The following is a 13,799-nucleotide window of genomic DNA, read 5'->3' as shown; positions in this document are numbered from 1 at the left end:
ATGCATCAGACAGTGTTACTACGAGAGGCAGTCAACGCTCTGGTAACAGCGCCCAGTGGTCTCTATGTAGATGGTACCTTCGGCCGTGGCGGGCACAGCAGGCTGCTGTTGCAGGCGCTGGACGACAAGGGTCGCCTGCTGGCTGTTGATAAGGACCCTGCTGCCTGCGAAGTCGCGGAAACGATGGCCGATGAAGACCCGCGCTTTTCTTTCTATCACGGTTCGTTTGCCGATCTGCCGGCGCGGCTGCGGGCCATGGGCGTCTCGGCTGTGGACGGGATTCTGCTGGACCTGGGTGTATCCAGTCCGCAGTTGGACGAGGCGCAACGCGGCTTCAGTTTTATGCACGACGGCCCTCTCGATATGCGCATGGATACAACATCCGGAGAGACCGCAGCGCAGTGGCTGGCTTATGCCGATGCCGCTGACATTGCTGCCGTACTCAAAGACTATGGAGAAGAGCGCTTCGCCAAGCGCATTGCCAATGCCATTGTTGATGCGCGTGATGAGGCACCACTGACCACCACCGGCCGCCTGGCAAAAGTGGTCAGCGAGGCGAATCCTCGCTGGGAGAAGCACAAGCATCCTGCTACCCGGGCCTTTCAGGCGATACGTATCAAGGTCAACCGCGAGCTGGATGACCTGCAGGACCTGCTTAAGGCGTCTGTCGATCTGTTGAAGGTGGGTGGTCGCCTGGTGGTCATCAGCTTTCATTCGCTTGAAGATCGCATGGTCAAGCGCTACATGCGCGATATGGCACGCGGCGAGCAGCTGCCGCCCGGAGTGCCGGTGCTGGACGCCGCGCTCAATCGTCGACTGAAGCTTGTGGGCAAGGCGATCAAGGCCTCGCCAGAGGAAGTGGGCGAGAATGCACGTGCGCGCAGTGCGGTGATGCGCGTAGCGGAGAAAATAGCGTGAAGCGGGGTACGGTGGGTGCCGTGGCGGGAAAGACCATGGTTACGGCCAGCGTTAAACCTGCGAGTGCCAGTCGCGCGCTGTTGTGGTTCAACCTGGGTGCGCTCACTTTGGTGATGGGTTCTGCTTTTGCTGTGATTCATTCCACGCATGCGTGTCGAGAACTCTACACGCGGCTACAGGTACTGGAAGCCAGTCAATGGAGTCTGCAGGAAGACTACGGTCGCCTGTTGCTTGAAGAGAGCGCCTGGGCCTCGCATCACCGTGTGGAAAAAGTGGCGCGTACAGAACTGCAGATGAGTGCCCCTGACCTCACGCGCTATGAGGTAGTCGGGCATTGAAGGCGGTAGCGAAAAAGCGCGCCGGCAGGACGCCGCGGATGTGGCGCCTGTATCTCGTGGCTGGGCTATTGCTGTCCATGTTGTCCCTCCTTGTGGGACGGGTGCTTTCTCTGCAGATCCTGGAGACGGACAGGGGGTACAGCTTCCTGCAGGATCAGGGTGATGCGCGGTCCTTGCGCGGCGCCGAGATTCCCGCGTACCGCGGCGTCATTACAGACCGCCGCGGCGAGCCGCTTGCAGTCAGTACACCGGTGGTGTCTCTGTGGGCAGACCCGCGGCTGCTGGCGGGCTCTGAGCGATTGCCAGAGCTGGCAGAGTCGCTGGGGATGGCGCTGCCGGCGCTGCAGGAGCGTTTGCAGCGCTACGACGGTAAGCACTTTATGTATCTGCAGCGCCACCGCGTTCCCCACGAGGCCCGCGATATTCTGGCCAGGCGCTTTCCCGGGGTTTACGGAGAGCGCGAGTATCGTCGTTTTTATCCCGCAGGTGAGGTCGCCGCCCAGTTGATAGGCTTCACCAACCTTGATGATGAAGGTATAGACGGCATAGAGCTTGCCTATAACGACTGGCTCAAAGGCGTGCCGGGGAAAAAACAATATATTAAAAACCTGAAAGGCAAGATGGTGCGTGATATCGGCGTGGTGCAGCCGGCGCGCCCCGGCAAGGACCTGCGCCTGAGCATTGACATGCGCCTGCAGACGCTACAGCACCGCGAACTGCGTAAAGCTGTAACTGCCACCGGTGCTGCATCCGGAAGCGTGGTGACACTGGATGCGCGAACCGGTGAAGTCCTGGCGATGGTCAACTACCCGGTTTACAACCCCAACAGCCGCAAGGGCATGAAAGCGTCCAGCATGCGTAATCGGGCCATCACCGACACCTACGAGCCCGGCTCCACAATGAAGAGCTTGACGCTGGTCGCCGCTCTCGAGAGCGGACGGTATACCACGGAATCGCTGATAGACACCTCACCCGGGTGGATTCGTGTAGGCCCCAAGACGTATCCGGACCCCCGTAATTACGGCGAAATATCACTGTCGAGAGTCATCGAAAAATCCAGCCAGGTAGGTGTTACCAAGCTGGCGGTTGATCTGGGCCATGAGCGCATCTGGGAGGTGTTCCGCCGCTTTGGCATAGGCGAGCCCATGAACACCGGGTTCCCAGGGGAGAGCAGTGGCCTGTTGCCGAATCGGGCTCGCTGGTATTCCACCGAGCGGATTTCACTTGCTTTTGGCTACGGCATTACCACCACCCCGTTGCAACTGGCCAGGGCGTATACCGTGTTTGCCAATGGGGGTGTGCAGAGACCGGTCTCCCTGCTGGCCCTGGACGGTGAACTGCCGGAAGGACGGCAGGTGGTCGCTCCCGATATCGCCGCGCAGGTGCTGCAGGTTTTGCACCGGGTGACGGGAGAGCACGGTACTGCCCGCAAGGCGCGCGTCGAGGGTTACCAGGTTGGCGGCAAGACCGGCACGGTGCATAAGGTGGGGCCGCAGGGATACATTAAAGATGCTTATGTGGCCCTGTTTGCCGGGGTGGCGCCGGTGAATGACCCCCGTGTGGTGACGGTGGTATTGATCAATGAACCCAAAGGCGAGTCCTATGGCGGCGGCGCGGCCGCGGCCCCTGTCTTTTCCGCAGTAACCGACGGTGCATTGCGCCTGTTGGGCGTGACGCCTACCGAGTTTCCCGAAGACGTGGCGACGGCCACCGTCGTGCGCGGAGGGGCGGCCTGATGGGTCACATGTCCCTTGAAGATGTCCTGGCCATGCCTGGCTGCACGGCAGCAGATACGCTGATCAGTGGTATTGAGCTGGACAGTCGAAAAATTTCGGCGGGAGACTTGTTTCTCGCTGTCCCGGGCGAGGCACATGATGGACGCCAGTTTATCGAACAGGCCGTCGCCAGTGGTGCTGTGGCCGTGGTGGCAGAGCCGCCTGTCTCCGGGTTCGTTGATGCGCTGTCAGTCCCGTTACTGGAGCTGCCAGAGTTGCAGCAGGAGTCGGGTTACCTGGCCTCGCGCTTTTGCGGGACACCCAGCGCGGCGATGCACATGATCGGCGTGACCGGCACCAATGGCAAAACCACCACCAGCAGACTGATCGCCCAGTTGATCAGGCAGCGGGGTCGGTCCTGTGGTGTCATCGGTACGCTGGGCGCAACACTGGAGGAGGAGGTGTCACAGGGCGGTAACACCACGCCCGATGCCGTCACCTTGCAGCAACAGTTGGCGCGCTGGCGCGACCAGGGCGTATACGCTGTAAGTATGGAAGTGTCTTCCCATGCCCTGGTTCAGGGGCGGGTGAACGGCGTGGAATTTGAAACCGCCGTGTTTACCAATCTTTCCCATGATCACCTTGACTACCACGGCAGCATGGAAGCCTACGGTCGGGCCAAGCTTGGCCTGTTTACCTGTGAGGGGCTCAGGCATGCGCTGGTCAACCTCGATGATGATTTTGCCAGCTGTGTGCAGGCGGTAGTAGAACCCGGTGTGCGGATACTCAGCTATTCGCTGGTTAATCCTGCGGCCGACGTATTTGTAGAGCAGGCAGAGTTTGGCGCCGATGGCGTTCGTGGCATTCTGCGCACGCCCTGGGGTAGCGGTGCCTTTTTCAGTCCGCTGCCAGGGGATTTCAATCTGGCGAACCTGGCGGCCGCGGTGTGCGCAGCAGTGCTTGCGGGAGAGGGGTTGGAGGACGTGCTGGCCGCGGTGCCGGCGCTGCGCCCTGTACCCGGACGTATGCAGTCCATACCCAATGACCATGGGCTGCAGGTGATAATTGATTACGCCCACACGCCTGACGCACTGGAGCAGGTGTTGTCCGCACTGAAGCCGCACGTGCAGGGTGAGCTGGCTGTGGTCTTCGGCTGTGGTGGTGATCGCGACCGCAACAAGCGCCAACTCATGGGCCGTATTGCCTGTGGTCTGGCGGATCGCGTGGTGCTGACCAGTGATAACCCTCGCGGTGAAGATCCGCTGGCAATACTGGCCGATATCGAAAGTGGTTGCAGCGGTAATTACCGTTTGCAGGCTGATCGCGCTGAGGCCATCGCTCTGGCCGTTCAGGAGGCGCGCCCCGGCGACTGTATTGTCATCGCCGGCAAGGGGCACGAGGACTACCAGATTGTTGAGGGCGACTACCTGCGATTCAGTGACGAAGAGCACGCCGTCGCGGCACTGGCGGGGAGGTCGGTACTGTGATGCGCGCTATGACTCTCGCTGAATTACAGGAGCCGCTGCAGGGTAAGTTGCTGGGTGAGGATGTCAGCTTCAGCGTGGTCTTTACCGATAGCCGTCACCCTGCGGATAGAGGGCTGTTCGTGGCCCTGGTCGGCGAAAATTTTGATGGCAACGATTACGTTGCCGCTGTCGCTGACCGCGGCGCAGCAGCGGCTCTGGTCAGCCGGCCCACGGGTACTGCGCTGCCCCAGCTCTGCGTTCGTGACACGACCGCTGCGCTGGGCAGGCTGGGCGCGTTTAATCGCAGCGAGTATACCGGCCCGCTGGTGGCGATAACCGGTAGTTGCGGGAAGACCACAGCCAAGAACCTGGTCCACTCGGTGCTTGCCCAGCGGGGTAATGCCTTCGCCACTGCGGGAAACCTGAACAATGAAATCGGTGTGCCGCTGACCCTGTTGCAGATAGATGCCACCACCGAGTTTGCCGTGGTGGAGATGGGCGCCGGTAAGCCCGGTGATATCGCCCTGTTGTGCGAACTGGGTCGGCCCACTGTGTCGGTGCTGCTCAATGTGATGCCCGCGCACCTCGAGGGGATGGGCAGCCTGCAGGGGGTCGCCCAGACCAAGGGAGAGATCTTCGATGGGCTGGGTGCGGACGATGTGGCGATCATGAATGCAGACGAACCCTGGGTATCATCCTGGCGCGCACGCGCTGGCGATGCGCGGGTTATTGATTTCTCCTTGCGTGGTGAGGCGGCAGTGAGAGCCACCCGTATCGAGTCGCATGGGGTCAATGGCACCTTGTTCGAGGCGCAGACTCCTGAGGGCGAGATCAGCGTCATGCTGCCTCTCCCCGGTGTACACAACGTGGCCAATGCCCTGGCGGCGACTGCCGTTGGCCTGGCCTGTGGGCTCAGTCTTGCCGAGATCACCGCTGGCCTTGAGTCTGTTGCGCCGGTGGCGGGTCGCCTTGCGCTTGTTCGCGGCGCAGCAGGCGCGCAGTTAATTGATGATTGCTACAACGCCAACCCGGGCTCTGCCCATGCTGCTATCGATACCCTGGCTGCAAGTGCCGGCAGGCGCACGTTGATAATGGGTGCAATGCGGGAGTTGGGCAGCGACAGCGCTGCGATGCATCGGGAACTGGGCGTGTATGCACGTGAGGCGGGGCTCGACCAATTCTGGGGTGTGGGTGATGCGCTGCGTGACGCGGTAGTGGCCTTTGGCGACAGCGGGCGCTGGTTTGCTGATACGGAAGCAGCCTGCATCGCGGCCGGGGAGCAGTTCGGTGAGGGGGACACGGTATTGATCAAGGGCTCGCGTGGTGCCCGGATGGAGCGTGTTCTGCAAGCACTGGCGCAATCCGCAGAGGGAGAGGACTGATTATGTTGCTGTTCCTGGCAGAGTATCTCACCCAGTATATCGGCGCTTTCCAGGTGTTTCAGTACCTGACCCTGCGCGGCATCCTGGCGACTGGCACCGCACTGGCGATTTCGCTGGTGGTAGGCCCGGTAATGATTCGCAAGCTCAGTTTTCACCAGGTCGGTCAGTCAGTTCGTGACGATGGTCCGCAGAGTCACCTCAGCAAAGCCGGCACGCCTACTATGGGAGGCGCGCTCATACTGGTTTCCATAGCTATATCCACCCTGCTGTGGGCCGACCTGAGCAACCCGTATATCTGGATCGTGCTGCTGGTGACCGGCGTATTCGGCGCTGTGGGGTGGGTGGATGATTATCGCAAGGTAGTGGAGAAGGATTCCCGGGGGCTGCCGGCACGCTGGAAGTACTTCTGGCAATCTGTCGCCGGATTGGCAGCGGCCTGCTATCTCTATTTTGCCTTTGATACACCGGTGACAACTGATCTTTACGTGCCTTTCTTCAAGGACTTTTCCTGGAGCATGGGGCCCCTGTTCATCCTGCTTGCCTATTTCGTCATTGTTGGGTCCAGCAACGCAGTGAATCTCACCGATGGCCTGGATGGCCTGGCGATTCTCCCCACTGTCATGGTGGGTGGTGCGCTGGGAATACTCGCCTACCTGACCGGTCACGTGGATTTCGCCCGCTACCTGCACATCCCGTATGTCGCGGGCAGCGGAGAGCTGGTGGTGTTCTGCGGGACTATTGGTGGTGCAGGCCTGGGCTTTCTCTGGTTTAACACCTACCCGGCACAGGTGTTCATGGGCGATGTAGGGGCCCTGGCGTTGGGTGCGGCACTGGGTACGGTGGCGGTCATCACCCGTCACGAGATCGTGTTTTTCATCATGGGCGGAATCTTTGTGCTGGAGACAGTCTCGGTGATTCTGCAGGTAGCGTCTTTCAAGCTGACGGGCAAGCGCATATTCCGTATGGCGCCCATACACCACCACTATGAATTGAAGGGTTGGCCGGAGCCGCGGGTCATTGTGCGCTTCTGGATTATCACCGTAATGCTGGTGCTGTTCGGGCTGGCCACGTTGAAATTGCGTTAGAGCCAGGGGAGTGAGTGAGGCAGTGATGCAGGATTTGATAGCAAGCAGCGTGAACCGGGTCGTCGTTGGCCTGGGGCTCACTGGTCTGTCCTGTGCGCGCCACTTGTATAGCCTGGGCCTGTCCTTTGCGGTGGTCGATACCCGCAGGAATCCTCCCGGGTTGGACGTGTTGCGCTCCCAGATGCCCGACATTGAAGTCTACGCCGGTGAATACCCACAGGAACTGATCAACTCTGCCGCAGAATTGATCGTCAGCCCAGGTATTGCGCTGGAAGATCCGCTGGTGGTTGCAGCGCGGGAAGCCGGCGCCGAGATACTTGGCGACATCGACCTGTTTATGCGCGAGGCGAAGGCACCGGTGATCGGTATCACCGGGTCCAATGCCAAATCCACGGTTACCGAACTGGTCGGTGAGATGGCCAGGCAGTCAGGCCTTAATGTTGGGGTGGGCGGCAACCTGGGTACGCCCGCGCTGGATCTCCTGGGGACCGACCGCGAACTCTATGTGCTCGAGCTGTCCAGTTTCCAGCTGGAGCGGGCCGGCAAATTAGGTCTGGCGGTTGCAACGGTGCTCAACGTGAGTCCCGATCATCTCGATCGTCATGGCAGCATGATTCAGTATCACCAGGCCAAGCATCGCATCTTTAGAGGCTGCCGCAGTGCGGTGGCGCACACGGACGACGCGCTCACCGTGCCGTTGCTCGAAGACAAGGTGCCGGTGGTCAAGTGGCGCATGGGCGAACCCGCGCTTGACGGCTTTGGTCTGTGCACGATACAGGGAGTGGAGTACATCTGCCTGGGTCTTGACGCACTGCTGCCCGCAGGTGACCTGCGCATGGCGGGCCGCCATAACCTGGCCAACGCCCTGGCTGCACTCGCTCTGGGACACGCAGCAGAGCTGCCGCTCGCTATTATGCTGGACACACTGCGCAGCTTTAATGGCCTGCCCCATCGCTGTGAACTCGTGGCAGAGATCGCCGGCGTGCGCTTCGTGAACGATTCCAAGGGTACCAATGTCGGTGCGACCCAGGCGGCACTGCAGGGACTTGGCGGCGACAAGGATATCTTGCTGATCGCCGGAGGCCAGGGTAAGGGCGCTGATTTTGGTGAATTGCTGCCAGCTGTGACCCGTCACTGCCGGCAGGTGTTTGCGATTGGTGAGGATGCGGGCTTGCTTGCCGATGCCCTGCGTAGCGCTGTGCCCGTGACTCATACCCCCAGTCTCGAGGCCGCTGTGCACGAGGCTGCGCAGGTGGCCGAGCCGGGCAATACTGTGTTGCTTTCACCCGCCTGCGCCAGCTTCGATATGTTCTCCGGCTTTGTTGCCAGAGGCGAGGCGTTCACCGCGGCAGTGCATGCCTTGGAGGAAGGGTCATGAGCCGCCGTTCCACTGCACAGGTCGGGCTCATGCCCGATACAACTCTGCTGGCGCTGACTCTGGCCTTGATTCTGGTAGGGCTGGTAGCGATAAGCTCTGCGTCCATCGAGTACGCGCAGATTAATTACGACAGCACCTGGTTCCACACTTACAGGCATCTTATCTACATGGCGATTGCTGCTGTGGGATCCGTGGCCATCTATCGCATCCCGTTGAAATTCTGGGAAGACAGCGGGTGGATATGGTTGTTTGTCGCGCTCGGTCTGCTGATCCTCGTCCTGATTCCCGGCATTGGTCGCGAGGTAAATGGCAGCCAGCGCTGGCTGCCCATAGGGCCCTTCACGCTGCAGCCCTCCGAATTTGCCAAGATGGCAATGATCATCTACCTGGCCGGTTACATGGTGCGCCGTGAGCACCAGGTACGGAATGAGTGGCAGGGCTTCCTCAAGCCTATGGCCGTGTTGTTTGCGGCCACCCTGTTGTTGATGGTCGAGCCGGACTTCGGTGCCACGGTGATTGTCGTCGGCAGCGCCTTTGGCATGTTGTTTCTTGCGGGGGTCAAGCTGGGGCACTTTATGGTGGTGCTTGCCGGTGCCCTGGGTGCCTTGCTGGTGCTGGTAGTCAGTGCGCCATACCGTATGAAACGCCTGACTGCTTATACGGACCCCTGGGCAGACCCCTATGACACCGGGTTCCAGCTCACCCAGTCACTGATTGCTTTTGGGCGTGGCGAGTGGTTTGGGGTGGGGCTGGGCAACAGCGTCCAGAAACTGTTTTACCTGCCGGAGGCGCATACCGACTTTGTTTTCTCCATCTGGGCTGAGGAAACCGGGTTCGTCGGCGCGCTGGCCGTCATCCTGCTCTATACAGCGTTGATCGGACGCATCCTCTGGGTGGGCCGCTCTGCGCAGCTGGCGGCATACGCATTCGGTGCCTACGTCTGCTACGGCGTGGCACTGGTCTTCTCGGGCCAGGCCTTCGTCAACATGGGGGTGAGTTCAGGCCTGTTGCCCACCAAGGGTTTGACCCTGCCTTTCGTGAGCTACGGCGGAACCAGCCTGATCGTATGCTGCGCCATGCTGGCCCTGGTGTTGCGGATCGACCAGCACGTGCGCTGCCGCGGAGGGCGGGTATGAGCGGCAATAAGCGTATTCTGATTATGGCCGGCGGTACGGGCGGGCACGTTTACCCTGCCCTGGCGGTGGCCAGCGAACTGCGTGAACGCGGCTATCAGGTTGAATGGGTGGGCACGCGCCGGGGTCTGGAGCACCGGGTAGTGCCTGCGGCAGGGTTTGCCCTGCATTACCTTGCGGTTCGAGGCGTGCGTGGTAAGGGTGTGAGTGACCGGCTGATAGGCCTGCTTCTCCTGATTCTGGCTTCGTTGCAAGCCCTGTGGTTGGTGTTGCGTACCTGGCCCGCCTGTGTGGTGGGTATGGGTGGCTACGTGGCAGGTCCCGCCGGTGTGGCTGCCTGGCTGCTGCGGCGGCCTCTGTTGATCCACGAGCAGAACGCAGTGGCCGGCACCACCAACCGGATGTTGGCGCCGCTGGCTGACAAGATAGTGGCTGGCTTTGACGGTGCCTTCAGCGATGATCGCGAGGTTGCCGTACTGGGCAACCCGGTTCGAGCCGACCTGATCACTGCAGCCGGGGCAGCAGAGTACGACTACGATGGTCAGCGCGCGATGAGACTGCTGGTCCTGGGCGGGAGCCTGGGAGCGCGTCCTATCAATGAAATCATGCCAGGCGTGGTCCGCAGCTTGCTGTCTGGCGACACGTATCCCACCGAGATTCTGCACCAGGCGGGCGAACAGCATGCCGCCGATGTTGCCGCACAGTACGGTGATTTGATCAGCGCAACTGTGCGCGTAGTGCCCTTTATTGAAGATATGGCGGATGCCTATATCTGGTCAGACCTGGTCATTTGTCGCGCCGGTGCGTTGACGGTGTCTGAACTGGCAGTGACGGGAAGGCCCGCTATTCTGGTGCCATTACCACATGCCATTGATGACCATCAGACAGCCAACGCGCGTTCCCTCTCCAGCGTCTGTGGCGCCACTCTGTTGCGTCAAAGTGACATGACTGAAGATGCGCTTCTGACCGCACTGCGCACGTACGTGGAACATCCCGAACGCCTGCGGACCATGGCGGAGGCAGCGCATAAAGCTGCGTATCCGCTGGCAACGCAACAGGTGGCCGATGAGGTGGAGGCACTTGCTGATGCAGCCTGATCGCAATGTTTACACCGTGCCTGAGATGCGTCGCATCCGCCGCATTCATATGATTGGCGTGGGCGGTACCGGCATGAGCGGGATTGCCGAGGTGCTGGTCAACCTGGGCTATAACGTCACGGGCTCCGACCTGCGCGCCAGCGCGGTGACCCAGCGCCTGCAGGGCAGAGGCGTGCACGTGCTTATCGGCCATAGGCAGGAAAATCTTGGTGACGCCGACGTGGTCGTTACTTCCAGCGCCGTGGACGAGAGCAACCCGGAAGTGGTTGCTGCCAGGGCGGCGCGTGTACCTGTGGTACCGCGCGCGGAAATGCTGGCAGAGCTCATGCGCTACCGCCATGGTATTGCCGTGGCCGGCACCCATGGCAAAACCACTACAACCAGCCTGATCGCCAACGTCTTCGGGGAAGCGGGGCTGGATCCTACCTTCGTCATCGGCGGCCTGGTAAACAGTGTTGGCAGCAATGCCCAGCTGGGCGCCAGTCGTTTCCTGATCGCCGAGGCTGATGAGAGCGACGCCTCGTTCTTGCATCTGCAGCCCATGGTCACGGTGATTACCAACATCGAAGCCGACCATATGGACACCTACGGCGGTGACTTTGCCGTGCTGCGTCGCACATTTATCGAATTCCTGCACAACCTTCCCTTTTATGGGGTGGCTGTGCTGTGTGTCGACGATCCGGTGATTCGTGAACTGTTGCCTGAGGTCAGTCGTCAGGTGATCACCTACGGCTTTGCCGAGGATGCTGATTACCGTGTGTCCGATATGCAGGGGCAGGGACTGACCACGACGTTTACCGTACATCGCCCTGGTGCAGACGCCCTCGCAGTGACACTCAACATGCCCGGTGAACACAATGTGCTCAATGCTACCGCGGCTATTGCTGTGGCGGGGGACGAGGGCCTGGATGATGCGGCGATTCAGCGCGGCTTGCTGTCTTTCGCCGGGGTTGGCAGGCGCTTTACATCTATGGGTGCCCTGCAATTGCCCGGTGGTGAGGCCCTGTTGGTGGATGACTACGGGCATCATCCAACTGAAGTGCGGGCGACACTGGAGTCTGCTCACCAGGCCTGGCCCGAACGTCGCGCGGTGATGGTATACCAGCCGCACCGTTACAGTCGTACCCGGGATCTATACGAGGATTTCGTTGCGGTCCTGTCGCGTTGCGATGTGCTGGTTCTTCTGGAGGTTTATGCCGCGGGGGAGGAGCCCATTCCAGGGGCCGACAGTCGCAGCCTGACTCGCAGTATTCGCCAACGCGGGCAGGTAGAGCCGATTTTTGCCGAGCGTATCGAAGACGTGCCGCAGATTCTCTGCTCGGTGGTTGAGCAGGGAGATGTGATCATCACCCAGGGGGCGGGTGATATTGGTGGGCTGGCAAGAGAGCTGGCCGAGATGGATTTTCACAAGGTGCAGGGCCAATGAGCGTGCAGCCGCTGCGAGACAAGACTATTGCCGTGCTGTTCGGCGGCGACTCTGCCGAGCGCGAGGTCTCCCTGCTGAGCGGGCGCACTGTGTCTGATGCGCTGCAGAGTCTCGGTTATCAGGTTCGTGAAATCGATCCCGCGGAGCCCGGCTGGATGCGTCTGCTCGAAGATGTCGCGCTGGCATTCATCGTCCTGCATGGCCCCGGTGGTGAAGATGGCACGATGCAGGGCGCTCTGGAGGTACTGGGTCTCCCCTATACCGGCTCGGGTGTGTTGGGCTCGGCCCTGGCAATGGACAAGCGACGCAGTAAGCAGCTATGGCAAGGCGTGGGTATCGCCACGGGCGGCTTTGAAATTCTCGATAGCGGGACTGACTGGGGCGCAGTGATAGAGCGCTTGGGTAAGGTGTTCGTGAAGCCTGCCTGTGAAGGCTCCTCCATCGGTATGGCACCGGCGAGCAACGCAGCGGAGCTGGAAAGTGCGTATCGCAACGCGGCGGCCTACAGCGGCGATGTGTTGGCAGAGCAATTTATCGACGGCCCGGAGTACACCGTGGCGGTGCTTGGAAACCAGGCGCTGCCCTCAATCTGCATGGAGACGGCCAACGAGTTTTACGACTATGAGGCCAAGTACCTGTCGGACGACACCACCTACCATTGCCCAAGTGGTCTTGACGCAGAGTCTGAACGGGAGGTGAGAGCATTGGCTATTGCCGCCTTCAACTCCCTGGGCTGTGAAGGCTGGGGACGTGTGGACACCATGCGTGATCGCGATGGCCGCTTCTACGTTCTTGAAGTAAACACTATCCCCGGCATGACCTCGCACAGTCTTGTGCCTATGGCTGCGCGCGAGGCAGGCATGGAAGTCCCTGACCTGGTAGAGCGGATTCTGGGCCTGGCCTGGGAGGAGCGAGGCTGATGGGTGTGGCGATCAAACTACCGCGCCTGGGTCGTCGTCCGGCGGCGAAAAACAGTACCAGGGCGAAGTCGGAGAGCAAGCGCAGGGCGATAAAGCCGGGTGCTGCCCAGCCGACGAGCCGGAAAAAAGCGTCGCCGCAGCGCAAGCCGCGTGGCCAGCAGGTGCAAGGGGCAACGCGTAAGCCTGTCGCTACGGCTGAAAAGCAGCCTCGCAGCTTCCACTGGCTAAACCGGATTCTGGTGCTGCTGGCCACTGGCATCGTAGCGATAGCGGCGACCCAGGCTTACCTGAAGTTGCAGGCAATTCCTGTTGAGCGCATTAGCGTGACCGGGGAACTGGAACATACCCAGACCGCTGCCGTGCAGGACATGGTGCAGCCGGCGCTGAGTGGCGGATTCCTCTGGGCAGACTTGTCTCGCGTGCAGCAGCAGCTGGAGGCGTTGCCCTGGATTCACGAGGCCAGTGTACGTCGGGTCTGGCCCAATGCATTGGAGATCCATGTCATTGAGCAGCTGCCGATTGCCCGCTGGGGCGACGGTGCCTTTCTGAACCATGAGGGTGAAGTGTTCCGGCCGAGCAAGCTTGAGGCGTGGCAGGGGCTGCCGCAACTGCGCGGGCCCCAGGGTTCGGCGCCGGAATTGATGCGCACCTATCAGCGGCTGGTGGACCTGCTCAAGCCCGTGGGCCTGAGCGTTGCGCAACTGACGATAGATGAGCGTGGTGAAGTTGAGGCCAGGCTAGGCGGTGGCCAGCGACTGGTGATAGGGGGTGTGGATTTTCTCGCCCGTATCAATCGTTTCAAGGCGGTTTACCGCAGCGAATTGGCGGGGCGGATGGGCGCAGTGGAAAGTATAGACCTGCGCTATGCACGCGGGGTGGCGGTGGGCTTCAGTGAGCCTGCCGGTTTGTCGGCAACGACCAGTAAAGAAGAAAAGGCGTAG

At 60.9% G+C, this 13,799-nt stretch carries 12 protein-coding genes; all 12 read left to right on the top strand.

Going from position 1 to position 13,799, the window contains the following annotated elements; genetic code table 11:
• From rsmH to C0039_RS03980, 12 genes are read left to right on the top strand one after another with little or no spacing between them, the layout of a single operon-like run.
• Positions 1 to 918 (top strand): 16S rRNA (cytosine(1402)-N(4))-methyltransferase RsmH, encoded by a 918-nt coding sequence (rsmH, locus tag C0039_RS04035; RefSeq protein WP_101517383.1) that lies wholly within the window; start codon positions 1 to 3, stop codon positions 916 to 918.
• Positions 915 to 1,256, top strand: a complete 342-nt coding sequence (gene ftsL, locus C0039_RS04030) for a cell division protein FtsL (RefSeq protein ID WP_243391548.1) — start codon at positions 915 to 917, stop codon at positions 1,254 to 1,256. The genes rsmH and ftsL overlap by 4 nt, the downstream gene beginning before the upstream one ends.
• A gap of 38 nt (positions 1,257 to 1,294) precedes the next feature.
• The gene (locus C0039_RS04025; protein WP_165787033.1) at positions 1,295 to 2,992 is read left to right on the top strand and encodes a peptidoglycan D,D-transpeptidase FtsI family protein; all 1,698 of its coding nucleotides are present in this window, start codon (positions 1,295 to 1,297) and stop codon (positions 2,990 to 2,992) included.
• Between the two features lie 8 nt (positions 2,993 to 3,000).
• On the top strand, positions 3,001 to 4,458 hold the full coding sequence (locus C0039_RS04020) for a UDP-N-acetylmuramoyl-L-alanyl-D-glutamate--2,6-diaminopimelate ligase (RefSeq protein WP_101517381.1): 1,458 nt from the start codon (positions 3,001 to 3,003) through the stop codon (positions 4,456 to 4,458).
• Positions 4,458 to 5,819 carry a UDP-N-acetylmuramoyl-tripeptide--D-alanyl-D-alanine ligase gene (locus C0039_RS04015; RefSeq protein WP_101517300.1) on the top strand — a complete coding sequence of 454 codons (1,362 nt, stop codon included), beginning with the start codon at positions 4,458 to 4,460 and terminating at the stop codon, positions 5,817 to 5,819. Before C0039_RS04020 ends, C0039_RS04015 begins: the two co-directional genes overlap by 1 nt.
• Before the next feature lie 2 nt (positions 5,820 to 5,821).
• Entirely contained in the window at positions 5,822 to 6,904 is a 1,083-nt protein-coding gene (mraY, locus tag C0039_RS04010; protein WP_076000410.1) for a phospho-N-acetylmuramoyl-pentapeptide-transferase, read from the top strand.
• 10 nt (positions 6,905 to 6,914) lie between these two features.
• Positions 6,915 to 8,282, top strand: coding sequence for a UDP-N-acetylmuramoyl-L-alanine--D-glutamate ligase (murD, locus tag C0039_RS04005; RefSeq protein WP_243391547.1), 1,368 nt, complete (start codon positions 6,915 to 6,917; stop codon positions 8,280 to 8,282).
• Complete coding sequence (ftsW, locus tag C0039_RS04000) at positions 8,279 to 9,418, top strand: putative lipid II flippase FtsW (protein WP_243391546.1); 1,140 nt, start codon at positions 8,279 to 8,281, stop codon at positions 9,416 to 9,418. Before murD ends, ftsW begins: the two co-directional genes overlap by 4 nt.
• Positions 9,415 to 10,512: an undecaprenyldiphospho-muramoylpentapeptide beta-N-acetylglucosaminyltransferase gene (gene murG, locus C0039_RS03995; protein ID WP_101517298.1), complete on the top strand. Its 1,098-nt coding sequence runs from the start codon at positions 9,415 to 9,417 to the stop codon at positions 10,510 to 10,512. The genes ftsW and murG overlap by 4 nt, the downstream gene beginning before the upstream one ends.
• Positions 10,499 to 11,938 (top strand): UDP-N-acetylmuramate--L-alanine ligase, encoded by a 1,440-nt coding sequence (gene murC, locus C0039_RS03990; protein WP_207796366.1) that lies wholly within the window; start codon positions 10,499 to 10,501, stop codon positions 11,936 to 11,938. Before murG ends, murC begins: the two co-directional genes overlap by 14 nt.
• A complete protein-coding gene (locus C0039_RS03985) occupies positions 11,935 to 12,858 on the top strand; it encodes a D-alanine--D-alanine ligase (protein ID WP_101517296.1) in 924 nt (307 codons plus the stop codon). Before murC ends, C0039_RS03985 begins: the two co-directional genes overlap by 4 nt.
• The gene (locus C0039_RS03980; protein WP_076000414.1) at positions 12,858 to 13,799 is read left to right on the top strand and encodes a cell division protein FtsQ/DivIB; all 942 of its coding nucleotides are present in this window, start codon (positions 12,858 to 12,860) and stop codon (positions 13,797 to 13,799) included. Before C0039_RS03985 ends, C0039_RS03980 begins: the two co-directional genes overlap by 1 nt.

This window comes from Pseudohalioglobus lutimaris, assembly GCF_002866825.1.
In the GTDB taxonomy this organism is placed as follows: domain Bacteria; phylum Pseudomonadota; class Gammaproteobacteria; order Pseudomonadales; family Halieaceae; genus Halioglobus; species Halioglobus lutimaris.
Note: the sequence above shows the minus strand (reverse complement) of the source record. Positions and strands in the feature narration are given on the sequence as shown.